We start from the raw sequence: 23,337 nt of genomic DNA, 5'->3' as shown, positions 1-23,337 counted from the left end.
GTGGAGATACTGTTGAGTGATTCTTTGCTTAGAGGTTAAGCGAGGAGAGTGGGGTTGAAGTGTCAATGAAAAAAAATATCGTGGTATAGCCGGGGGACTATACCACGGGTGTCAATGACACCTTCGCTTGCTGCCGGAGTGATATGGGCAGTGCCATATCACCTCTGGAGTTCTATCTTCGGGTCAATTCCCGCTGACCTGTTCAATATAATAACCTCTGCTTTTTTTGCTTATAAAATTAACGCCAACCTCACCTAATAAAAGCGTCATCATTAAGATTTTCTCTCTATCATATTGTTTTTTATGGATTATTACCCTCTTTTTTTATTGTGTTTATCTTTAATGGTTGAGTCGTCCTTGTGGTAAGAAAATAATTTTGACGTTTTTAACGAGTCAATTTTTAGCGGAAATGACAATCTTGAACGTTTATCGATGCTCTGTAGGCCAATATCAATTAATGCAATCTTTGATTTCACACAATGATTAGCACTTATTTACAGCGTATTATCCAGTAATAGCAATCCTTCTCATTAACAATATTGTTTGTGTGGCCCCTAATGAAATTGTCTGAATTAAAAGCAGGTGAGTCCGGACTCATCACGGCATTGAATGAACTGTCGATCGATGTACGTAAAAAATTAATGGTAATGGGGATACTGCCCAATACGTTAGTGACATTAATCCGTCGTGCCCCGATGGGCGACCCTTTACAAATTGAAGTTCGGGGTGTGTCGATGGCCGTTCGAGAGAGTATCGCTGCTGCGGTTGAGGTGGAGAAAGCCTAATGCAATATCAAATTTTGACCGTAGGTAACCCCAATAGCGGTAAAACCACCCTATTTAATGGGTTAACGGGAGCAAAACAGCAAGTTGGTAACTGGGCAGGCGTCACGGTTGAGAAAAAGACGGGGCGTTACACACACTCAGGTGATGAATTTTATATTACCGATTTACCAGGCATTTATGCTCTAGATAGTGGCAATGATAGCAATAGTATTGATGAATCCATTGCCTCACGAGCCGTGCTGACTCATCCTGCGGATGTAATTATCAATGTAGTCGATGTCACCAGTTTAGAGCGCAGTTTATACATGACACTGCAGCTACGTGAGTTGGGTCGTCCAATGGTTGTGGTTTTGAATAAAATGGATGCGCTGAAGCGTGAGCGGCAAACCATTGATGTTAAAAAACTAGAGCAAGTATTGGGCTGCCCAGTGTTGGCGCTTTCTGCTAATAATAAACAGCAGGTGATACAGTTCAAACAACAGCTGCATAAGAAGGTTGTGCAAGGCATTGCTTTAAAGCAGTTAGAATTAGACTATGGCCAAGCTTTTGAACAAGCGATTAGTGCACTATTGCCTCTATTTGAGGGACAAGAAGTCTCTGCTCGTTCTTTGGCGATAAGAGCGTTAGAAAACGATCTGATGGTGATCAATGGTGTCTCAGAATCAGAACGCTTAACGGTGGTTGATGTACAGCGAGAGTGTCAATTTGATATTGATTTGCATGTCGCGGATGTTAAATACACATTTTTACACCACTGTTGTCAACAAGTGCGCCGTAGTGAGGGTAAGCTGAGCCACAGTTTCACGGAAAAAGCAGACCAGATCATTTTAAATAAATGGGTCGGCGTGCCTTTCTTTTTTGTCGTCATGTACTTGATGTTTATGTTCTCCATCAACATTGGTAGTGCATTTATCGACTTCTTTGATATTGGGGTTGGTGCACTTTTGGTTGATGGCGGTCATTATTTGCTCGATGATCATCTTCCTATTTGGTTGGTGACATTAATCGCCGATGGTCTAGGTGGTGGTATCCAAACGGTAGCGACTTTTATCCCTGTAATTGCTTGTTTGTATCTGTTCTTGGCTATTTTAGAAAGCTCTGGCTATATGTCTCGTGCCGCTTTTGTACTGGATAAAGTGATGCAGAAAATAGGCTTGCCAGGTAAAGCCTTTGTGCCACTGGTATTAGGTTTTGGTTGTAACGTTCCAGCGATAATGGCGACACGAACCTTAGATCAAGAGCGTGAGCGTAAACTCGCTGCTGCGATGGCTCCTTTTATGTCTTGTGGTGCTCGTTTACCAGTTTATGCTTTGTTTGCTGCGGCATTTTTCCCACAAAGTGGACAAAATATTGTTTTTGCACTCTATCTGCTTGGTATTGTCGCCGCGGTTTTCACAGGATGGGTATTGAAAAAGACCTTATATCCGGGCTCAAGTGACAGTTTATTGATGGAGATGCCTGATTATGAATTACCGACGTTACAAAATGTGCTGATCAAAACTTGGCAGAAACTGAAACGTTTTGTGCTTGGCGCTGGGAAAACCATCGTTATCGTTGTGACCATTCTTAGCTTTTTAAATTCACTCGGTACCGATGGTTCATTTGGTAATGAAGACAGTGATAACTCGGTGTTGTCTAGTGCAGCCCAAGTCGTAACGCCTTTATTTGCTCCAATTGGAATTAATCAAGATAACTGGACAGCGACCGTTGGGATCATCACTGGTATTTTTGCTAAAGAGGCAGTCGTCGGGACGCTGAATAATCTTTATACCTCGGTAGATGCCGAAGACGAAGAGTTCGATTTATGGGCAAGCTTACAAGAAGCGGTGTTATCGATTCCTGAAAACTTAATGGGACTTAATTTTGCTGATCCTCTGGGTATTGAAGTCGGTGATTTGTCCGACACTAGCGCCTTAGCGGAAGAGCAAGCTGTCGATGCTTCAATTTTTGGTAATCTACAACATCACTTTGTAAGTGGTTATGCGGCCTTTTCTTACTTAATTTTCATTTTGTTGTATACGCCTTGCGTTGCGGCGATGGGAGCTTATGCTCGAGAATTTGGCGCTAAGTTTGCAAGGTTTATTGCGGTTTGGACAATGGGCTTGGCGTATGGTGCTGCTGCGCTCTTTTATCAGGCGACTCATTTCAATGATCATCCTGTCACCAGTTCGCTATGGATTATCGGGATCATTGGTTCATCGTTAGCGATTTATTATTGGCTTAAGAAAGTCGGCCGAGAGTCGCAATCACTACAGGTACAAATGGCATGATTTTATCTGAGCTAAAGCAATGCATTGAACAACAAGGTTATGTGACTCGTAAAGAGCTCGCCCAACGTTTTGCTTTAAGTGAAGATGGTGTCGATGCGATGCTTGAAGTGTGGATAAAAAAAGGAGTGATTTCACGCTTAATTGATACCAATGCGGCTAATTACGTTACTCGTGTGCGCTATTGCCCAAACCGAGTCAATGGATTATCGATGACGGTCACGATGTAATGGATGAACGCCATCGCGAATGAAATAACAAAGCCGTACTGTCGATGTACGGCTTTTTTGTCAATAAATGTTTTGAGGTTAAACTTTAGAGAATAAGTGACTCAGCGCTAAGATACCTTGCAAACGAGTTAACATTGCTTGTTGCTCAACAGTGTCGCGTTGCTGCCCGTTGGTATTTCCCCATATTGGTCCTGGCCAAGCACAGTCACTGGTAAAGCGTGCAATATGATGGATATGCAATTGAGGCACAATATTACCGAGTGCACCGAGATTAATTTTATCGGGTTGGAACAAAGCTTCAAGCGTTTGACTGACGGCTTGAGATTCCAGTAAAAACTGCTGTTGTTCGGGCATCGGTAAATGATGCAGCTCTTTCAGATGTTCTCTTTTAGGTACTAGGATCACCCAAGGTACCGCTGATTCTTTATGTAATAACGCAACACACAGTGGGAAGTGGCCAATAATATCAGTATCTTTTGCCAGTTGTGGGTGAAGTTCAAACGGCATCGCTATTCTCCATTAGAGATGATTTTTCGATGTAATAAAGGCTGACATCACGCCAGCCTTTTTTAGATGTATTTTAATCCGTCATCTTTGTCGTTGACGATAAGTTTCTAGTTACATCCGCTCTAGAGTATTAATACCTAATAGGTCCAAACCTTGTTTGATGGTTTTTGCCGTCAGCGCGGCGAGTTTCAAGCGGCTTTGCTTGCTCTCTTCATTACTGGCAACCAAGATTGGACAAGCCTCATAGAAACTAGAGAATTGACCGGCTAATTCAAATAAGTAACTGCACATGATGTGCGGCTGACCTTCGCGGGCCACCGCTTGTACCGCTTCTTCAAACTGCAGCAGTTTAGCAATTAAGGCTTTCTCTTTTTCTTCACCAATGATGATCTGGCCACTAAGCGCATCCATAGAGATACCCGCTTTAGCGAAGATAGAGGCAACGCGAGTGTAAGCGTACTGCATATAAGGCGCGGTATTACCTTCAAATGCCAGCATATTATCCCAATCGAAAATGTAATCGGTGGTGCGATGCTTAGAGAGGTCGGCATATTTTACCGCAGCCATAGCGACAGTGGTTGCAATGCTGTTTTTCTCATCAGCCGTTAAATCTGGGTTTTTCGCTTCAATCAGTGCCGCTGCACGCACTTGCGCTTCATCGAGAAGATCGGCAAGACGCACGGTTCCGCCCGCACGAGTTTTAAACGGACGCCCATCTTTACCCAGCATCATGCCGAACGCGTGATGTTCAAGTGACACATGTTCAGGAATGTAGCCCGCTTTACGTACGATAGTCCACGCTTGCATGAGGTGCTGATGTTGTCTGGAGTCGATGAAGTACAGCACTCGGTCCGCACCAAGTGTTTCGTAACGATATTTTGCACAAGCAATATCGGTGGTGGTATACAAGAAACCACCATCACGCTTCTGGATGATAACGCCCATTGGCTCACCATCTTTATTTTTGTATTCATCTAAAAAGACAACTTGAGCGCCGTCATCTTCTTGAGCAATGCCTTTTTCTTTTAGATCAGCGACGATACCCGGTAGCATATCGTTGTACATGCTTTCGCCCATGACATTATCACGTGATAATGAGACATTGAGACGGTCATAGTTTTGTTGGTTTTGAATCATGGTCACATCGACCAGCTTCTTCCACATCTCTAGGCAGAAAGCATCACCACTTTGCAGTTTCACCACGTAGTTACGTGCTTTAGCGGCAAATTCTTCATCTTCATCGTAGAGCGTTTTTGATTCGCGATAGAAAGCTTCTAAATCGGCCAGCTCCATTGAAACCTCACCCGATTGCTGCTGGACTCGCTCAAGGTTGGCAATCAACATACCGAACTGAGTACCCCAGTCACCAATATGGTTAGCTCGAATCACGTTATGGCCTAAAAACTCCAGCGTACGAACGACGGCATCACCGATGATTGTCGAGCGTAAATGACCCACGTGCATCTCTTTTGCCACGTTAGGGGCAGAGTAATCAACGACAATAGTTTGTGGTTCCGCTTTGTTGACGCCGAGATGAGCATCAGCGAGGGCTAATTCGGCTTGCTGAGCAAGAAAGGTCTCACTCAAGAAAATGTTAATAAAGCCCGGGCCCGCGATTTCGGTTTTACTGGCAATGCCATCGAGATCCAAGACATCAATGACCTTCTGTGCGAATTCTCGCGGATTCATCCCTAACTGTTTAGCGACGCCCATCACGCCGTTAGCTTGATAATCACCAAATTGTGGTTTTGCAGATTGACGAACTGCTGCAGGGCTTCCTGCAGGTGCACCAGCGGCTTCAAGAGCCTGAGAGACTTTATCATTAATCAGTGCTTGAATATTCACACGCGTGTCCTTTGATTCTGGAAACTGGTTTGGTATGCATTTTATTCACTACGGGGTAGCGAGTGCATATCTCGATTCTGTTGATAATTTACGGACCATAATAACAATTTTATGGGGAGGCACATAGGGCGAAAATTAGGTATTTTTCTACTTTAACGAGGAATCTTGATACTATCAGCTGAAAATACCGATTTTGGATGATTATTATGTCTGAATTACTCATCAATTCTGGCCTTCACCCTGAGCAGATGAAAAATGAAGTTGATGATTTCATGGATAAAATTCATGAATTATGCAAGATCTTACACATTGATATCTCATCATTAGCGATTGATCATATCGCGCTTAGAATCAATCAGTGGCCATTGGCGCAAGCCGCTCATCAAGCTTGGTTAGAGTATGGTTCCTTACTCTCTGAAGCGAAGATCAACGGTCGACCCATCGTCGTATTGGATTTGTATCAACCTATCGTTCATAAGCAGTGGTCGATAGCGTGCTTAGAACTGCCTTATCCTGCCGAAGGAAAATGTTACCCAACACAAGGTTGGGAGCATATTGAATGTGTTTTTCGTGCTAATGCTACAACCGCACAGGCGTATCTGCAGGCTATTTTGCAGCATTTTCCTGAATTAGCGGAACATTGGGATTCATTAGCGGCATTAGGGGTTAAGACAAAACTTTCTCATCCACAAGGTGAAGGTGAGCGGCTTGCAAACCCAACCGTTGCTTTTAAATGGCAGGGAGTGTGCCTTAAACTGCATCCTCACAGTTTAAGGCAAGTGATTGAGTCCGAAAGATTAACCTAAATCATACACTTTTGGGCGTAATTGAAACTCTGCTATTGAATCAATTGGTTGCCCTAGTGTGAAAGGCGGAGCGTGGTGGTGGGCTTGTCCTTGGGTATGCATAATTAAACGGTTGGCCGTTCTGGGTTTTAATTGATTGACCACAAAGCGGATCATATCAGAACGACTGAGGCGTTTGAGCTCTTCTAGGACCGTCTCTCGTTGATCAAAGCTCCAGTCTTTATTACCGATTGCTACCCATAATCGTTGCGCTCGGCTTCTTAAGGTTGGATCGGCAGCGGCGATTTGGTTCCATAACCCTCGTTTACTGCTGTGCCATTGATATTCGTTTAATTCGAGCAATACCATGTAAAAAGCGTTTAAAAATTCATCGATTGAATTGATCAGTTCAATCGGTGCTGCATGCGGAGATTGAACGTAAAGGACAATGCCAGGGTGACGGTTAAGGGGCATGTTGCCAGTACCCACCATATAACCGAGCTGCTGCTTGGTCCGTATTTCATGAAAAAATGTCGCTGACATTAGATGATTAGCGAGTGAATACAGGGCGATGCTACGGGGCTGACTATCTGGCGATTGGTAATACACCACTACGGCTGAATCATCTTGATTGCAATGAACTTCATGTTGAAAAGAACCATGATTGCCCAGCGTGATCAACGGGCGTAACGCTTCTTGATAAGCTTGATCGTTCACTCGTAAGGCCGTTTTTAGCATTTCGCCCAGTGTCAGCGCTTCTTGGGCTAACCAATCACCATACACGAACATCTCAACATGCAGCTTGGAGAGGATTAACTCAACAAAGGGCGCAAGATGCTCAAGCTTGATACTTTCGAGAGCGTTAAGTAAATCACTATAGGGAGGATTATTCGGTTGCAGTAATCCGGTCATCGCATTAAATAGCTGTGAAATAGGACGATCATGCGCTGCATTACGCCAGTTACGATGTAATTGCTGTTTAATCGTGGCAAAACGCGCTGGCTGAAAGTCACGTTGAGAAAATTTATCCAAAATCATCTTCATCAGTTGCGGTTGCTTTTGACTAAAGCCAGAAAGAGAGAGGGTAACACCGCCTTGATGGGCATAAAGGTTATAACTCATGCCGGCGATTTCCGCTTGATAGGTTTGGGTGGCTAAACTATCTAAGAACATCTCTACACATAAGCGAGTCATAACGATGTGACGAGTGCTTGATACGGCATGAGGGCTATCGATGGCCATATAGATCACACCTTTCGGAACCTGAAATTCAGTGTCTTGTTGATGCCATAATCTAAAGCCGGGTAATTCTTCAATAATCTGTGGTTGCGCAGTAGGATTGACGAACGGCTTGGGTTCTAATTGTTCGCAAATAAATGGGTTTTTACCGGGTAATCTCACTGGAAAATCAGTGACGATCGTGTGGTATTTAGTTAATTGCTGTTGAGTAAAGGGGCGACAAGCATAAGGCGTTCCATACCACTGTGCATTACGATCATAGCTGAGTCCTTGAGCGACTAAGGTTGCTCGTAAGTTCTCTGGTACCAGATAGCTGAGAATAGTGTTCAGTAAAGGTTCATCATAGGCTTGCATCATGTAATCACCATACATGATGTCCTCAGGCTGGTAATGTTGCATATTGATCACTAAGTGGCTGACAATATCGAGAGGGCGTGAGGTTTCTTGAAAACGGAAGACGGATTCAAGAACGGCTCTTTTTTCTAGATAGCGCCACTCATTAAGCCCTTCACGGCTAATCAGCGCTAAAGTTTGAAACAGCATCTGAATAATATCATCAACGTGCTCAATGCCTTGCTGAGTTAAGGTGCAACTGATAGCAAACTCTCGGTAATTGCTGCCACTGGCTCCCCCTCCCGCAGAGAGGGATGTGATCCAATTGCGCTCTCTTAATGCCAATAATAAGCTGCCTTCCCCTTCATAACCCAATAAATGGGCAAAATAGGAGAGGGGTTTGTATTGATAATAGGCATCCGTACTCGGCATTGGGAAACTTAAGATCAGCTTGCGGGTTTCTTTTAATGGCTCAACATACAGCCATAATCCGGTATGTTTTTGTTCAACAAAGGGTTGCTGAATATTTTTATCAGCTTGTTGAGTATTCATAATGGTGGCAAAACCTTGTTCCACCGAGTGTTGTAACTCATCCAGTGATTGTGGGCCAACGATTGCTAGTGTCATGATATCAGCCGAGTAATAAGCTTGATAAAAAGCGATCACTTCATCACGAATGGATTGGCCGTTTCTATCGGCGAGAGTCTGTTGATTACCGACGGAAAATTTAGCAAAAGGGTGAGCTGGATTAATGGTTTCTTTGTGGACTTGATATAAACGTCTGGAGTCATCGTTTAATTTCATCTTAAATTCAGAATCAACTGCTTGACGTTCTTTATCTAGGGCTTCAGCATTGAATAGTGGAGCTAAAAAAAACTGACTGAAACGATCCAGTGCTTTGGCAAAGGCATTAGGATCGACATCAAAAAAGAAGCAACTATGCTCTGTTCCTGTCCAGGCGTTGTTGCTTCCACCGTGCTGACTAATAAAATTTTGAAACTCGCCTACTTTAGGGTATTTTTCAGTCCCTAGAAACAGCATATGTTCTAGATAATGTGCCATGCCAGGTCGGTCACTAGGATCATCAAAATGACCCACTCTAACCGCCAATGCCGCTGCGGATTTCTGTGCATCAAGTTCATGGATCAGTAAAACACGTAATCCATTGTTTAACGTGAGATAACGATAATGATGATTATCATTGGGGCTTATATGCACAGAGGGTCTCCAAACGGGAAATGAACAGTAAGTATGGCGCTGAAACCACAGCCTGCCAATTGACGGTGAGTAAATTTTTGAACAAACGGTCATTTTCATCGTGATAACAACTTTTTAGCAGAGTGTTAGCTTCATCGATGTCTTTAAGCTGTAGACTGTTATAATCATGATTATGGTCAATATGCCCTAGCAAAAAAGAGCATGCCGACAATAGGTTAATAGGTAAAAATATGAAAATTGTGATTATGCGTCATGGAGAAGCTGAACATTATGCGGACAGTGATGCAGAACGAGCGTTAACCGAAGCAGGACAAACAGCGTCTGCTGCGGTTGCTCGTGTGTTTGCTAAGCAGTCAGGATTAGACCAATTTGATAAAGTATTGGTGAGTCCTTACTTACGCGCTCAGCAAACTTGGCAGGCCATCTCGGGATATTTTTCGGTGGCTAAGGTAGAGACCTGTGACGATATTACGCCTTATGGTCAAGCTGAAGATGTGTTTGAGTATCTTGTGGCTCTGATTCAAACGGAACAACTCGAGACACTGCTGATTATTTCTCATTTACCTTTGGTCGGTTATTTAGTGGCGGAATTGGTCGCCGGTCTCCCTGCGCCGATGTTTCCTACCTCTGGTGCGATCGGTTTAGAGTTTGACCCTGAGACAAGGCAAGCCAGTGTATTGTGGAATGTTTATCCCTAATCGGCACCAATAATTGTTGTCTATCACCCAAACAACTGGACGCTGAAACTTCATGTTGTTTGGGTAGCAAGCTGCCTTGGGTTTCAGGCAGCTTTTTTTATCATTCACTATGCTGATGAGGCAGATCTATTCTGATGGTTATGGTGAAGAAGATCGTTATTAAGATGAATCGTCATATTCTTGACATATACAACTGGACTAAAACTTGCATCTTTGCTGCTCGGTAGGATCTTGTACACCGTTTTGTCGTAACTTTCCATTAACTTATTACTTGCAGGCCTATGAAATTTACGCTGCCATTTGCTCATAAATTACCTAAGATTCCACAACGCAGTCTTCCTGCGATTGGTGCGCCAGTCATGGTACTGGCTACGTTGGCCATGGTGGTCTTACCGATACCTGCGTTTTTACTCGATTTATTTTTTACCTTTAACATTGCGTTATCGATGGTCGTGTTATTAGTGACGGTCTATACCCGACGCCCACTCGATTTCGCTGCCTTTCCAACCGTATTGTTAATTGCCACGTTATTACGTTTAGCCTTAAACGTGGCTTCAACTCGTGTGGTGTTATTGCATGGACATGAAGGTTCTGGTGCCGCTGGTAACGTTATTGAAGCCTTTGGTAGCGTAGTTATTGGTGGTAACTACGCGGTTGGTTTGGTGGTGTTCCTTATTCTAATGATCATTAACTTTATGGTCGTCACCAAAGGTGCGGGACGGATTTCAGAGGTGAGTGCACGCTTTACTCTTGATGCTTTACCCGGTAAGCAGATGGCCATTGATGCCGATTTAAACGCTGGTCTGATTGATCAAGAGCAAGCGAGAACTCGTCGTTTTGAAGTCACCAAAGAAGCGGATTTCTACGGGTCAATGGATGGTGCTTCAAAATTTGTTAAAGGTGATGCCATCGCCGGGATCTTGATTCTGTTCATCAATATTGTCGGTGGCTTAATTATCGGGATGATCCAATACGACCTGAGCTTTAGCCAAGCAATGGAAATCTATATTTTGTTGACCATTGGTGACGGTTTAGTGGCACAGATCCCTTCGTTACTGCTTTCTATCGGTGCGGCCATTATGGTTACTCGCCAAAATACCGATGAAGATATGGGTGAACAGCTCATTTTCCAGCTGTTTGATAATCCTAAAGCCTTAACCATCACCGCGGGCATACTTGGCATAATGGGGGTTGTTCCTGGTATGCCTCATTTTTCTTTTTTACTACTTGCTGTTTTAGCAGGGGGCGCGGCTTATTGGTTGCAACGAAAACAGGCAAGAGAGAAAGAAGAAGCGAAGTTGCCCGTTAAAGCCGAAGGCGACGCTCCGACATTACGTGAATTATCGTGGGATGATGTACAGCCTGTCGATGTTATTGGTCTGGAAGTTGGCTACCGTTTGATCCCCTTAGTCGATAGAGATCAAGGGGGCGAACTGCTGGAGCGTGTTAAAGGGGTGCGCAAAAAACTGTCACAAGATTTTGGTTTTCTAATTCCTCCGGTGCACATTCGCGATAATCTTGAGCTGACACCAAATAGCTACCGAATTACCCTCATGGGCGTCGCGGTGGGCGAAGCTGAAATTAGACCCGATCAAGAACTCGCCATTAACCCAGGGCAAGTGTATGGAATGATCGACGGTGAACACACTTACGATCCCGCTTTTGGTTTAGAAGCAGTGTGGATACGTGAAGAGCAGCGAGAGCATGCTCAAGCACTGGGTTACACAGTGGTTGACGCCTCTACGGTATTAGCGACACATTTAAGCCAATTGCTCACCAATAACGCTGCACAATTAATTGGTCATGAAGAAGTACAAAACTTACTTGAGCTACTTGGACGGACGGCACCGAGATTAGTCGATGGTTTTGTCCCTGATCAGTTATCGTTAGGCGTTGTGGTTAAAGTATTACAAAACTTACTCAATGAAGCGATCCCGATTCGAGATATCCGCACGATTGTTCAAACCTTGTCTGAATATGCGAGTAAGAGTCAAGAACCTGACATTTTGACCGCTGCGGTGCGTATCGCATTGAAACGATTAATTGTTCAAGAAATCAATGGTATAGAGCCAGAGTTGCCGGTTATCACGCTGATCCCTGAGCTGGAACAGATATTGCATCAAACTATGCAAGCTTCAGGCGGAGAGTCTGCAGGCATTGAACCTGGTTTGGCGGAACGTTTACAAATGGCGCTTAGCCAAGCGACTCAAGAGCAAGAGCTTAAAGGGGAACCCGCTGTATTATTGACTTCAGGCGTCTTGCGTTCAACGTTAGCCAAGTTTGTCAAAAATACGATTCCAAATCTCAGAGTTCTCTCCTATCAAGAGATCCCGGATGAGAAACAGATTCGAATTGTACAGGCAGTGGGTAACTAACCACTTTAACCAACAGTACGGATATCTGCCTTGAAAATTAAACGATTTTTTGCGAAAGACATGCGAATGGCGCTGCTGCAAGTGAAAGAAGAGCTTGGAGCGGACGCGGTGATCATGTCGAATAAAAAAGTCGCAGGAGGTGTCGAAATTGTCGCCGCGGTCGATGCGGATTCAGCTTCATCAGCCCCTACAGCGACGAAACAGTATCGTGCTTCGCCTGCTCAGTATGATAATCGTAAGCCAAGCCCATCAACGCGCAATAGCACAAGAGAGCTGGAAGACGACCGAGTCAGCTTAAAAGCCAGCAATGCGAATGGCGCTTCTATGACTCAGCGTTTTGCCAGCATGCTGAAACAGTACAGCCAAACACCAGATACCGAACATCGCGCCGAAAATGAAGACTCATTAACGGCCTTGTTGCAGCGCAACCAGACCAAAACGGCCCCTAATCGACAATTGGCGAATGAAAGCGCACTCGCAAAGTTAATGGCCGAAGAGAATCCCACTCCTCGTCAACGCCCACGTCTAGACTCTTCGCGTTACGAACCGAAACGAGATAATGAGCCAACATTAACTCAACAAGAGTTAGAGAGCATGCGCGAAGAGATGAACTCGATTCGTCGCTTGCTTGAGCACCAAGTGTCGGGATTAATGTGGCAAGAAGTGGAACGTCGCGAACCCTTGCGAGCGATGTTGATTAAACGTTTAGAGCGAATGGGCCTCTCTTTGGAATTGGCCGATCAATTAGCCTGTTATATCCCTGAAGAAACACCACCACCGAAAGCGTGGAAGGCGTTACTTGGCTTAGTCTCTGATCAAATTCCTGTGGTGAAAAAAGACATCTTACAACGCGGTGGTGTCGTTGCTTTACTTGGTCCCACTGGGGTTGGTAAAACCACAACGGTCGCTAAATTGGCAGCTCGTGCGGCGATGGAGTATGGCTCAGATAATGTGGCATTAATAACCACCGATACTTATCGAATAGGCGCTCATGAACAACTCTCGATTTATGGTCGAATTATGGGATGTCCAGTAAGAGTTGCTAAAGATTCCAAAGAGTTAGCCGATGTAATTCATCAGTTACGTAATCGACGCTTGATCCTTGTTGATACTGCGGGAATGGGCCAGCGTGATGTACGTTTATCTGAACAATTGGATACCTTAATGCAAGAGAGTGATGAAGTGATTCACAGCTACCTTGTATTACCCGCTACAGCACAGCGTAAAGTGCTACAGGAAACCATTGAGCACTTTCGAAGAATTCCTCTTTCTGGGTGCATTATGACTAAGCTCGATGAGTGTTTGAGCTTGGGAGAGTTTGTCAGTGTTGTCGTTCAAAATGCGTTACCCGTTGCTTATATTGCCAACGGACAACGCGTACCCGAAGACATAGTGATTGCTCAGCCAAAGTACATGGTGGCAAAAGCAAATGAGTTACTAGAGAAGTCGACAGAGAATGAACCTCATTACTGGAATAGCGATTCAGAGAGATTCTAGGCGGCGGACAAATATGACGAATAAAATGATATATGATCAAGCAAGCGGCCTACGCCGTTTAACTCAACCTTCAGTCACGAAAGTGATCGCCGTAACCGGTGGAAAAGGCGGAGTTGGCAAGTCTAACGTAGCGCTTGGTATGGCTATCTGTATGGCCCGCCAAGGAAAAAAAGTCATGGTGTTGGATGCCGACTTAGGATTAGCTAATGTTGACGTTATGCTAGGGATTCGGCCTAAACGTAACTTAGGTCACGTATTAGCAGGTGAATGTGAATTAAAAGACTCCATTGTTGAAGGTCCGCATGGTATAAAAATCATTCCTGCGACATCCGGTACTCAATCGATGACCGAGTTAACTCATGCTCAGCATGTCGGGTTAATCAGAGCGTTTGGTTCACTTGAAGATGAGATGGATATTCTACTGGTTGATACCGCAGCAGGGATTTCTGACATGGTCGTGAGTTTCTCTCGTGCGGCGCAGGATGTGGTTGTGGTAGTATGCGACGAACCGACTTCTATCACCGATGCATATGCCTTGATCAAACTTTTGAGTAGAGAACATCAAGTTGAGCGATTTAAAATTGTCGCTAACATGGTGAGAAGCTATCGTGAAGGGAGAGAGTTATTCGCAAAATTGACTTTAGTCACAGAGCGATTTTTAAATGTCGGGTTAGAACTCGTCGCCTGCATTCCTTTAGACGATAATGTACGACAGGCAGTAAAAAGACAGAAAATTGTCGTTGATGCTTATCCTCGCTCTCCAGCTTCATTGGCCATTAATTCATTAGCCAATAAAGCACTCACTTGGCCAATACCACGTACGCCAAGTGGTCATTTGGAGTTTTTTGTAGAGCGACTGCTTAATCGAACTGAACCAGTAGAGGAACCTTTTGGTGAATAAAGCGCTGACTTACGATCAATACGGTAATATGACTAGCCAGAAGCTATTTCTGGAAAAATATGCTGTATTGGTTAAGCGTATAGCTCATCATTTAATCGGGCGTTTGCCACCTAGCGTACTTATTGAAGATTTAATGCAAGCTGGCATGATCGGCTTGCTTGAAGCACAAAAAAATTACGATGGAAGTAAAGGGGCAAGTTTTGAAACCTATGCAGGGATTCGAATTCGTGGTGCAATGTTGGACGACATTCGCCGCGGAGATTGGGTTCCCCGCTCGGTTCACAAGCATAATCGAGAGATCAGTCAAGCTATCGCGATATTAGAGGGTGAATTATGTCGCGACCCAAGTGATGCAGAAATTGCGCAGCATTTAGGGATGTCTCTTGAACACTATCACAACGCATTAACGGATATTAGTTGCTCAAGGATAGTGGGTATCGAAGATCTTGGCGTATCGGATGATGCTATTTCGCCATTGGATGATGCGGAGGACAATGCCCCTTTTCAGGGAGTGGCCGACGAATTATTCCGTAAAGCATTGGTTGAATCAATAAAATCACTTCCAGAACGTGAAGCTTTGGTACTTTCGCTCTATTATGATGAAGAGCTAAACTTAAAAGAAATCGGTGAAGTAATTGGCGTGAGCGAGTCCCGCGTGAGTCAAATACTGAGCCAATCTATGCAACGTCTGCGAACTAAGTTGAGTTCTTGGACACAAAACGACTAAATATCACTGACTTTGAACTCAGTGGAGGCAATTTTGAATAAAAATATGAAAATCCTTATTGTTGACGATTTTTCAACAATGCGCCGTATAGTAAAAAACCTACTTCGTGATTTGGGTTTTAATAATACCCAAGAAGCGGACGACGGTTTGACGGCGTTGCCAATGCTAAAAAAAGGTGGTTTTGATTTTGTGGTCACTGACTGGAACATGCCGGGTATGCAAGGCATTGATCTGCTCAAAAATATTCGCGCAGATGCAGAGCTTAAGCACTTACCTGTACTGATGATTACCGCAGAAGCCAAGCGAGAGCAAATTATAGAAGCTGCTCAAGCGGGGGTTAATGGCTATATCGTGAAACCATTTACGGCTGCTACGCTAAAAGAAAAGTTAGATAAGATTTTTGACCGCCTATAATTTTAAAGCACGGGTCAAAAGTTCATTGAGAATTTTTTGCATGTAGGCGGCAACGTTAATCGTACAAAAAATAGTCAGCGAACAGGTATTTATCCATTATGTGAGCAAGGCTAAGACAGGATGATTTCATTAGAACAAGCAAAAGAACTCGTTCAACTATTAGAAAATGGTCAGCAAGATAGCGCCAATACACTGGTTCAACAAGTGTATGAATCTGAAGGCAATCCAATGCTAAAGGAGATCGGCGTATTGACTCGCGATCTGCATGATTCTTTGCGCCAGTTTCAAGTTGATGAGCGAATGAGTCAAATTGCTAACGACGAAATGCCTGATGCCAGAGATAGATTGCATTATGTCATTGATAAAACTGAAGTCGCTGCCAATAAAACAATGGATGCGGTTGATCGCTGCTTACCGATAGCCGACAACCTACATGGAAGTTTGCTACTCATTCGACCACAGTGGAATGCGCTTATGCGCGGTAAAATTGACTTGAATGAATTTAAAGCACTTTGCCATCGTATTGATGATCTTCTTTCGCAAATAGAAGGCAATAGTAGTGAGCTTCGAGGGCAATTAACCGAAATTTTGATGGCGCAAGATTTTCAAGATTTAACGGGACAAATTATCCGCCGAGTGATCACCTTAGTCAATGAGGTGGAAGGTCGCTTAGTAGAGATCTTGACCGTATTTGGTAAAAATCAATTACAACAATCAGGAAAAGTTGAAAAAGCACCTTGTGAGCCAGAGGGACCAATCATTAATCCTCATGAGCGTACAGATGCAGTTTCATCGCAAGACGATGTCGATGATTTATTATCGAGTCTTGGATTTTAGGGGTAAAGTATGAGCTACGATTTAGACGACGACATTCTTCAAGACTTTCTGGTTGAAGCTGGCGAGATTCTCGAGTTGTTATCAGAACAGCTAGTAGAGTTAGAAAATAACCCACAAGACCGCGAACTTCTTAATGCCATTTTCCGCGGTTTTCACACTGTAAAAGGCGGTGCTGGCTTTCTCTCGCTCACCGAACTGGTAGAAACCTGTCACGGTGCAGAAAACGTGTTTGACTATTTACGTAATGGTCAACGTAGTGTCAACGCTCGTTTGATGGATGTGATGCTACGTGCTTTGGATACGGTGAATGAGCAGTTTCAAGCGGTACAAAATCAAGAGCCATTGCAGCCAGCTGATCCGATCTTAATTCAAGAATTGCATGATATGTGTAAGCCTGAATCTGAGGATGAACCTGAAGGTGATGCGTCGGCTGACACGGTTGAAGACATCGAACCTGAAGCTGACTCCGAATCTCATGTACCAGCGCCTTCTGAAGATGTGACCGCTCAAGCCTCGAGTAACGCTCATATCGATGCTAACTCGATTGATGATATTAGTGATGATGAGTTTGAAAGCTTACTTGATGAGTTGCATGGTAAAGGTCGTAGTCCTGGTGCGGAAAAGGCGGCCAGTGAAGCTGCCAAATCTCAGCCATCACCAGCATCAGCACCTGCACCTGCTGCTTCAGGTGATATTACTGATGATGAGTTTGAAAAATTACTTGATGAGCTGCATGGAAAAGGCAAAAGTCCCTCATTACATGGTTCTGGAGAAGCCCCCTCTCCAACGGTATCGTCACAACCCGCGGTAAAAGCAACACCATCGAATGTGAACGCTAATGGCGATATCATGACCGATGAAGAGTTTGAACGTTTATTAGATGAGTTACACGGCAGTGGTAAAGGACCATCGATCGAAGAGCTAGAAATGGCTACGCGCCCAGCGGCAGCCAATACTACTCAGGCAGCAAAAGCCGCTGCACCAGCCAGTCCATCTATTGAAAAGAAACCAGTAGAACAACCTAAGCCTAAAGCTGCTGCCCCTGCCGCTGCGCCAGCACCAGCTAAACCTGCTCCAGTCGCTAAGGCAACGGATACCAACTCAGACAAGAACGAGTTAGTTGCTGCTGGTTCTGGCGGTGCTAAAAAACCTCAAGTAGAGGCGTCAGTTAGGGTAGATACCTCGACGCTTGATACCATCATGAATATGGTGGGTGAGTTGGTATTAGTGCGTAACCGACTGTTGAGTCTTGGCCTTAATAGTAATGATGAAGAGATGTCTAAAGCGGTCTCTAATCTTGATGTGGTGACGGCAGACTTACAAGGCGCGGTAATGAAAACGCGCATGCAACCGATCAAGAAAGTATTTGGTCGCTTCCCTCGCGTTGTTCGTGATTTGGCTCGAACCTTGAACAAAGATATTGTTTTGGAGTTGAAAGGGGAAGAAACCGATCTGGATAAAAACTTAGTAGAAGCGCTTGCCGATCCATTGATTCACTTGGTACGCAACTCCGTTGACCATGGTATTGAAATGCCCGACGACCGTGTTGCGGCAGGGAAACCGCGTACGGGTAAAGTTATCCTCTCTGCGTCTCAGGAAGGCGACCATATTGAGCTGGCGATCGTTGATGATGGCGGTGGTATGGATCCCGATAAACTGCGAGCGATTGCGGTTAAACGTGGCATGATGGATGAAGATGCGGCTTCTCGATTGACGAATAAAGAGTGTTTTAACCTGATTTTTATGCCGGGCTTTTCCAGTAAAGAGAAAATTTCTGATATTTCTGGACGCGGCGTAGGGATGGATGTGGTTAAAACCGCGATTAATACCCTTAACGGTTCGATTGATATTGATTCTGAACTCACGAAAGGGACCAAAATCACCATTAAAGTTCCGTTAACTCTGGCTATTTTGCCAACGTTAATGGTGGGAGTGGCAGGTCATCCATTCGCTTTACCGCTCGCGAGTGTTAATGAAATCTTCCACCTTGATTTACGCCGGACCAATATTGTCGATGGTCAGCTAACGATTATTGTGCGTGAAAAATCCATTCCGTTGTTCTATCTACAAAATTGGCTAGCCCCTCAGGCGGGTAAAGTCGAGCCTCGTAAAGGCCATGGTCATGTAGTTATTGTACAAATTGGTAACCAACGCGTTGGCCTAGTTGTGGATACATTAATTGGCCAAGAAGAGGTGGTGATTAAGCCTCTCGATAAATTGTTACAAGGTACGCCTGGTATGTCTGGTGCTACGATAACCAGTGATGGTCATATAGCCTTGATACTTGATGTCTCTGATTTACTTAAGAAATACGCAGCTGCTTCGCGTATCTAGTGGTCGATAGACCACCCAAATGATAAGGGTAACTATGCCGATTAAAGTCTTAGTTGTTGATGATTCAAGTTTCTTTCGACGCCGAGTGAGTGAAATCATCAATGCTGAATCGCGCTTAGAAGTGATTGATGTGGCGACTAATGGCCGAGAAGCTGTCGATAAAGCCATGCGTCTAAAACCAGATGTCATCACCATGGATATTGAGATGCCGGTGATGGATGGAATTAGTGCTGTACGTGAGATCATGGCTAATAATCCAACGCCAATTCTAATGTTTTCATCGCTGACTCATGATGGTGCCAAAGCGACACTGGATGCGTTAGATGCTGGCGCTTTAGACTTTCTGCCGAAAAAATTTGAAGATATAGCCCGCAATCGAGAAGATGCAGTCACTTTATTGCAGCAACGAGTGTTACAAATTGCGGCGAAACGCAATTTTATGCGTCGTCCGGTGGTCACTAGTAGTGTCACGTCCTCGAACCTTGCCTCGCGCTCGTCATCTGACTCATCAGCGTCAGCTCAGGGACGTGTGGCAACTGCACCTTCAGCATTATCACGCTTTAAAGCAACCGGTAAAAAATACCAATTAACCGCGATTGGTACGTCAACCGGAGGCCCCGTTGCGCTACAGAAAATCTTAACTAAATTGCCGGCTAATTATCCTCATCCGATCATTTTGATCCAACATATGCCAGCCACCTTCACTGGTGCTTTTGCAAGTCGCCTGAACTCTTTGTGTAAAATTCAGGTGAAAGAAGCCGAAGATGGTGATGTTCTTAAACCGGGTACCGCTTATCTCGCCCCTGGCGGTAAACAGATGATGTTAGATGGTCGCCCAGGAGCGGCCAGATTACGCATTATTGATGGCGGAGAACGGATGAACTACAAACCGTGTGTTGATGTGACATTTGGTTCTGCGTCTAAGATTTTCGGGGATAAAGTCTTATCGATGATCCTCACAGGGATGGGGGCTGATGGTCGCGAGGGTGCTCGTATGTTGCAATCTGCTGGAGCAACAGTTTGGGCGCAAGATGAAGAGAGTTGCGTTGTTTATGGCATGCCGCAAGCGGTTTCCAAAGCGGGAATCTCATCTGAAGATTTGCCCTTGGATCGCATCGCAGAACGTATGCTGATTGAAGTTGGCTTGAGTTAAGGAAACGTTAATGATTGTTTGGAGTGTGGCAAACCAGAAAGGAGGCGTAGGTAAAACTACTACGACCATTACCCTTGCTGGCTTATTAAGCCAACAAGGTAAGCGCGTTTTGCTGGTCGATACCGATCCCCATGCATCATTAACGACTTATTTAGGCTATGATTCTGATGCCGTGCCAACGAGCCTTTTTGATCTATTTCAGTTACGCGAGTTTAATGAACAAAATGTCGAGCCATTAATCTTACGTACCGATATTGAAAATATGGATCTGATCCCTGCTCATATGTCATTAGCTACCTTAGATCGAGTTATGGGTAATCGCAGTGGTATGGGATTAATACTTAAACGTTCATTGCTTGCTCTACGCCATCGTTATGACTACGTATTAATTGACTGCCCTCCGATTCTTGGGGTGATGATGGTGAATGCGTTGGCGGCGAGTGACCGTATTTTAATCCCAGTGCAAACTGAATTCTTGGCAATGAAAGGATTAGAACGCATGGTCCGTACATTAGCGATCATGCAAAAGTCACGCAATCGCGAGTTTAAAGTCACCATTGTGCCTACGATGTACGACAAACGAACTCGTGCGTCATTACAAACTTTGACTCAGCTAAAGAAAGATTACCCTGAACAGGTATGGGCATCTGCGGTTCCCATTGATACTAAATTCCGTGACGCAAGTTTGAAGCGTCTACCCGCTTCTCATTTTGCAGAAGGAAGCCGAGGAGTGTTTGCTTACAAACAGCTGTTACTCTTCTTAGAGAGGTTGGCTATCGATGAGTAACTCCTTACTATCTAGCGAACAAGCACTGGATGATTACTTCGCGGCTCTACTAGAGGAAGAGCTGGATGAGCCGAATTGGCAAGATGGTCCTTTTTCGACCACGCTTATTAGTCATTCAATAGATGATCCTCAACCTCAACCTGCTCGCCAGCGGAGTGCAGAAAGCTATATCGATCAAGAATTAGTCGAATTTGAGTTGCCTAATTTAGATGACGTACAACGCTTGCTGAGTCAATTAGAGAGCAGTAATCCCGTCGCTGAGCTTGATCTTGAAGTGGTTATGGCAGAAAACACCACTCAAATTGCTCAAACGGTTACTGAGACGGTAGTGGAAGAAATTCAAGAATGGGATATTGAAGAGACGCTTGTTGAGTCTGATCCTGTTATCACGATTGAAGAGCCAGAGCTGTTTGTTGAGGAACCCTCTTTACAGCCTTTGGAAGCAGAGCCTGAGGTGATCATCGAGCCGGTTATGGCAGACGACACGTTAGTGACCGAGGACACACAACCTGATCCATTCGGCATTGGACAGTGGCAATGTCCGATCCGTGAACAAAATTTTCAAGTTTTGTATTTTGATGTTAACGGAGTGACTTTCGCCGTACCACTGGATGAGTTAGGTGGTATTCATCGTAAAGCTACGTTGAACCATCTGATTGGACGACCAGCATGGTATTTAGGCTTACAAACTAACCGAGATTCACAGTTGGATGTGGTCGATACGGCGAAATGGGTAATGTCTGATAAATTAGCGGATGATACGTACAAAAAAGACTATCAATATATAGTCATGTTAGATAACAGCCTGTGGGGCTTAGCTTGTACTAAACTATTAGGTACTGAATGGTTAAGTAGCGATAAGGTACGCTGGCGAGAGCAAGTGGGCAAACGACCTTGGCTCGCAGGAATGGTTAAAGAAAAAATGTGTGCTTTGATACACGTTCATGCATTAATCGCTATGCTTAATGCAGGTCTTGATGTCCAAGCGCTCGATAAATAATACATATTTTGTCGGTCACGACTTAAAGAGGAAAAGGTATGTCTGAAGTAGAAGTGAGAAAAGAACACTCAAATGATGAAGTGCTTCAGTGGGTAACATTTCAATTGGAAGAAGAGACTTATGGCGTCAATGTGATGCAAGTCCGCGAAGTGTTACGTTACACCGAGATCGCACCCGTCCCAGGGTCGCCTGACTATGTTTTAGGAATTATTAACCTACGTGGTAATGTTGTCACCGTTATTGATACACGTTCACGTTTTGGTCTGATGCAAGGTGAAATCACCGACAATACACGAATCATTGTCATTGAATCTGAGCGTCAAGTGATTGGTATCTTAGTCGATAGCGTTGCTGAGGTGGTTTACTTACGTTCATCGGAAATTGATACCACGCCAAGTGTCGGTACTGAAGAGAGTTCTAAGTTTATCCAAGGCGTGAGTAATCGTGATGGAAAACTGCTTATTTTGGTTGATCTCAATAAACTGCTATCGCAAGAAGAGTGGGACGATATGGCCCATCTCTAATGAGTGATTTTTTACACTTTACGCCTTCTGTCCTTGCAGGGGGAGCGGCGTTCATTGTTGTACTATTGACGCTTGGGTTGTGGTTTTTGCGCCGTTCATTAACTCGCCAAGGCGATTATTTTCGTCAACAAGTTCGCCAGCTTGATAAAGAGTTGCAAAAAGCCACCAAGCAGTTGTTAGAAGTGCGTTCTGCTGCAATCGGCCTTGGGCAAAAAGTCACAGGGCAACAAGAGATCATCGTTCACTTAAGTGAGCGTCTTAAGCAGTTAGAAAATGTTGATACCGATGCCCGCCTATACAGTCGGGCAAGTAAAATGGTCAAGTTAGGCGCTGACATTGATGAGCTTATCGAAGAGTGTGAGTTACCTAAAGCCGAAGCGGAATTAATGTTATCATTGCAAAAAAAGTTGGCCGGTAAAGAATCTATTCCACCTTTAAGTAGCGATCCGGAAGGGCGCATGCCTGCTTCTAATACGGGTAAAAGACCGACTCGTAAATCTTCTCTTTAAATAAAAGCCAAATGAGAGTGTTACACTTTCTTTTGGCTTTTATTTTCGTAAACCATTATAAGAAGTTTGCTTACTATCGTCTCATAGGCGGGATTTTGGCCGTTTTTTCATCGATAATGTTCAGGTTAATAACGAGTTTAGCGCTAATTCTATTTTGTCTCTGGGATGCTGTGTTCTGAGGAATCCCCTAATGATTTTGATAAAAATCATCAAGTTAAGGTAGATACACATCTTGTCGTATGATCAAATGGTTTCGCCAAAAATCAATAACCAGACAACAAGATGTGCGAACTCGATATTTTACACGACTCTCTTTACCAATTCTGCCCTGAATTACACTTAAAACGACTCAACAGTTTAACGTTGGCTTGC

Annotated in this window: 20 protein-coding genes; 17 read left to right on the top strand and 3 right to left on the bottom strand. The window is 44.3% G+C overall.

Features of this window, described 5'->3' with window-relative positions:
• Positions 1–557 precede the first annotated feature (557 nt).
• Genes CAG60_RS15990 through CAG60_RS15980 form a run of 3 tightly spaced genes read left to right on the top strand, consistent with a single transcriptional unit; the run spans position 558 to position 3,282 of the window.
• Positions 558–785: a FeoA family protein gene (locus tag CAG60_RS15990; RefSeq protein ID WP_154170489.1), complete on the top strand. Its 228-nt coding sequence runs from the start codon at positions 558–560 to the stop codon at positions 783–785.
• On the top strand, positions 785–3,055 hold the full coding sequence (gene feoB, locus CAG60_RS15985; RefSeq protein WP_161439407.1) for a Fe(2+) transporter permease subunit FeoB: 2,271 nt from the start codon (positions 785–787) through the stop codon (positions 3,053–3,055). Before CAG60_RS15990 ends, feoB begins: the two co-directional genes overlap by 1 nt.
• On the top strand, positions 3,052–3,282 hold the full coding sequence (locus CAG60_RS15980) for a FeoC-like transcriptional regulator (protein ID WP_154170493.1): 231 nt from the start codon (positions 3,052–3,054) through the stop codon (positions 3,280–3,282). Before feoB ends, CAG60_RS15980 begins: the two co-directional genes overlap by 4 nt.
• Before the next feature lie 78 nt (positions 3,283–3,360).
• On the opposite strand, the gene CAG60_RS15975 is transcribed toward CAG60_RS15980, so the two are convergent.
• Positions 3,361–3,789 carry an HIT family protein gene (locus CAG60_RS15975; protein WP_161439406.1) on the bottom strand — a complete coding sequence of 143 codons (429 nt, stop codon included), beginning with the start codon at positions 3,787–3,789 and terminating at the stop codon, positions 3,361–3,363.
• A 111-nt stretch (positions 3,790–3,900) separates the two neighbouring features.
• Complete coding sequence (gene argS / locus CAG60_RS15970) at positions 3,901–5,634, bottom strand: arginine--tRNA ligase (protein WP_154170497.1); 1,734 nt, start codon at positions 5,632–5,634, stop codon at positions 3,901–3,903.
• Between the two features lie 206 nt (positions 5,635–5,840).
• On the opposite strand from argS, the gene CAG60_RS15965 reads away from it, so the two are divergent.
• Entirely contained in the window at positions 5,841–6,440 is a 600-nt protein-coding gene (locus CAG60_RS15965; RefSeq protein ID WP_161439405.1) for a VOC family protein, read from the top strand.
• Here CAG60_RS15965 and CAG60_RS15960 read toward each other — a convergent pair.
• Positions 6,432–9,209, bottom strand: a complete 2,778-nt coding sequence (locus CAG60_RS15960; protein ID WP_161439404.1) for an insulinase family protein — start codon at positions 9,207–9,209, stop codon at positions 6,432–6,434. The two genes, CAG60_RS15965 and CAG60_RS15960, sit on opposite strands and share 9 nt — an antisense overlap.
• 230 nt (positions 9,210–9,439) lie before the next feature.
• Here CAG60_RS15960 and sixA point away from each other — a divergent pair, with 230 nt between their 5' ends.
• The 13 genes from sixA to CAG60_RS15895 all read left to right on the top strand — a co-directional run bounded on the left by sixA (position 9,440) and on the right by CAG60_RS15895 (position 22,965).
• A complete protein-coding gene (gene sixA / locus CAG60_RS15955) occupies positions 9,440–9,907 on the top strand; it encodes a phosphohistidine phosphatase SixA (protein WP_154170503.1) in 468 nt (155 codons plus the stop codon).
• Between the two features lie 281 nt (positions 9,908–10,188).
• Positions 10,189–12,282 carry a flagellar biosynthesis protein FlhA gene (flhA, locus tag CAG60_RS15950; protein ID WP_158138749.1) on the top strand — a complete coding sequence of 698 codons (2,094 nt, stop codon included), beginning with the start codon at positions 10,189–10,191 and terminating at the stop codon, positions 12,280–12,282.
• 30 nt (positions 12,283–12,312) lie between these two features.
• On the top strand, positions 12,313–13,779 hold the full coding sequence (gene flhF / locus CAG60_RS15945) for a flagellar biosynthesis protein FlhF (RefSeq protein WP_161439403.1): 1,467 nt from the start codon (positions 12,313–12,315) through the stop codon (positions 13,777–13,779).
• Between the two features lie 13 nt (positions 13,780–13,792).
• Positions 13,793–14,680, top strand: coding sequence for a MinD/ParA family protein (locus CAG60_RS15940; protein WP_040904164.1), 888 nt, complete (start codon positions 13,793–13,795; stop codon positions 14,678–14,680).
• Positions 14,673–15,407 (top strand): RNA polymerase sigma factor FliA, encoded by a 735-nt coding sequence (locus CAG60_RS15935; RefSeq protein ID WP_040904165.1) that lies wholly within the window; start codon positions 14,673–14,675, stop codon positions 15,405–15,407. Before CAG60_RS15940 ends, CAG60_RS15935 begins: the two co-directional genes overlap by 8 nt.
• 45 nt (positions 15,408–15,452) lie before the next feature.
• A complete protein-coding gene (cheY, locus tag CAG60_RS15930) occupies positions 15,453–15,821 on the top strand; it encodes a chemotaxis response regulator CheY (RefSeq protein WP_040904166.1) in 369 nt (122 codons plus the stop codon).
• A 120-nt stretch (positions 15,822–15,941) separates the two neighbouring features.
• Positions 15,942–16,658 carry a protein phosphatase CheZ gene (locus tag CAG60_RS15925; RefSeq protein ID WP_004394818.1) on the top strand — a complete coding sequence of 239 codons (717 nt, stop codon included), beginning with the start codon at positions 15,942–15,944 and terminating at the stop codon, positions 16,656–16,658.
• A 9-nt stretch (positions 16,659–16,667) separates the two neighbouring features.
• The gene (locus CAG60_RS15920; protein ID WP_161439402.1) at positions 16,668–18,992 is read left to right on the top strand and encodes a chemotaxis protein CheA; all 2,325 of its coding nucleotides are present in this window, start codon (positions 16,668–16,670) and stop codon (positions 18,990–18,992) included.
• Between the two features lie 34 nt (positions 18,993–19,026).
• Complete coding sequence (locus CAG60_RS15915) at positions 19,027–20,145, top strand: protein-glutamate methylesterase/protein-glutamine glutaminase (protein WP_004394820.1); 1,119 nt, start codon at positions 19,027–19,029, stop codon at positions 20,143–20,145.
• A gap of 10 nt (positions 20,146–20,155) precedes the next feature.
• Positions 20,156–20,932 (top strand): ParA family protein, encoded by a 777-nt coding sequence (locus CAG60_RS15910; protein WP_004394821.1) that lies wholly within the window; start codon positions 20,156–20,158, stop codon positions 20,930–20,932.
• Entirely contained in the window at positions 20,925–21,932 is a 1,008-nt protein-coding gene (locus CAG60_RS15905; RefSeq protein WP_004394822.1) for a chemotaxis protein CheW, read from the top strand. The genes CAG60_RS15910 and CAG60_RS15905 overlap by 8 nt, the downstream gene beginning before the upstream one ends.
• 38 nt (positions 21,933–21,970) lie before the next feature.
• The gene (locus tag CAG60_RS15900) at positions 21,971–22,456 is read left to right on the top strand and encodes a chemotaxis protein CheW (protein WP_004394823.1); all 486 of its coding nucleotides are present in this window, start codon (positions 21,971–21,973) and stop codon (positions 22,454–22,456) included.
• Positions 22,456–22,965, top strand: coding sequence for a DUF2802 domain-containing protein (locus CAG60_RS15895; RefSeq protein WP_040904167.1), 510 nt, complete (start codon positions 22,456–22,458; stop codon positions 22,963–22,965). The genes CAG60_RS15900 and CAG60_RS15895 overlap by 1 nt, the downstream gene beginning before the upstream one ends.
• Positions 22,966–23,337: the final 372 nt, after the last annotated feature.

Source organism: Vibrio sp. V33_P6A3T137, assembly GCF_009904835.1.
Taxonomy (GTDB): domain Bacteria; phylum Pseudomonadota; class Gammaproteobacteria; order Enterobacterales; family Vibrionaceae; genus Vibrio; species Vibrio metschnikovii.
Note: the sequence above shows the minus strand (reverse complement) of the source record. Positions and strands in the feature narration are given on the sequence as shown.

Excerpts from the sequence above, each read along its gene's own strand:
- CAG60_RS15975 (WP_161439406.1), bottom strand. The coding sequence starts at position 3,789 with ATGCCGTTTGAACTTCACCCACAACTGGCAAAAGATACTGATATTATT.
- CAG60_RS15990 (WP_154170489.1), top strand. The coding sequence starts at position 558 with ATGAAATTGTCTGAATTAAAAGCAGGTGAGTCCGGACTCATCACGGCA.
- feoB (WP_161439407.1), top strand. The coding sequence starts at position 785 with ATGCAATATCAAATTTTGACCGTAGGTAACCCCAATAGCGGTAAAACC.
- CAG60_RS15925 (WP_004394818.1), top strand. The coding sequence starts at position 15,942 with ATGATTTCATTAGAACAAGCAAAAGAACTCGTTCAACTATTAGAAAAT.
- CAG60_RS15980 (WP_154170493.1), top strand. The coding sequence starts at position 3,052 with ATGATTTTATCTGAGCTAAAGCAATGCATTGAACAACAAGGTTATGTG.
- CAG60_RS15895 (WP_040904167.1), top strand. The coding sequence starts at position 22,456 with ATGAGTGATTTTTTACACTTTACGCCTTCTGTCCTTGCAGGGGGAGCG.
- CAG60_RS15920 (WP_161439402.1), top strand. The coding sequence starts at position 16,668 with ATGAGCTACGATTTAGACGACGACATTCTTCAAGACTTTCTGGTTGAA.
- CAG60_RS15910 (WP_004394821.1), top strand. The coding sequence starts at position 20,156 with ATGATTGTTTGGAGTGTGGCAAACCAGAAAGGAGGCGTAGGTAAAACT.
- flhA (WP_158138749.1), top strand. The coding sequence starts at position 10,189 with ATGAAATTTACGCTGCCATTTGCTCATAAATTACCTAAGATTCCACAA.
- CAG60_RS15940 (WP_040904164.1), top strand. The coding sequence starts at position 13,793 with ATGACGAATAAAATGATATATGATCAAGCAAGCGGCCTACGCCGTTTA.
- CAG60_RS15965 (WP_161439405.1), top strand. The coding sequence starts at position 5,841 with ATGTCTGAATTACTCATCAATTCTGGCCTTCACCCTGAGCAGATGAAA.
- cheY (WP_040904166.1), top strand. The coding sequence starts at position 15,453 with ATGAAAATCCTTATTGTTGACGATTTTTCAACAATGCGCCGTATAGTA.
- CAG60_RS15905 (WP_004394822.1), top strand. The coding sequence starts at position 20,925 with ATGAGTAACTCCTTACTATCTAGCGAACAAGCACTGGATGATTACTTC.
- sixA (WP_154170503.1), top strand. The coding sequence starts at position 9,440 with ATGAAAATTGTGATTATGCGTCATGGAGAAGCTGAACATTATGCGGAC.
- CAG60_RS15915 (WP_004394820.1), top strand. The coding sequence starts at position 19,027 with ATGCCGATTAAAGTCTTAGTTGTTGATGATTCAAGTTTCTTTCGACGC.
- CAG60_RS15900 (WP_004394823.1), top strand. The coding sequence starts at position 21,971 with ATGTCTGAAGTAGAAGTGAGAAAAGAACACTCAAATGATGAAGTGCTT.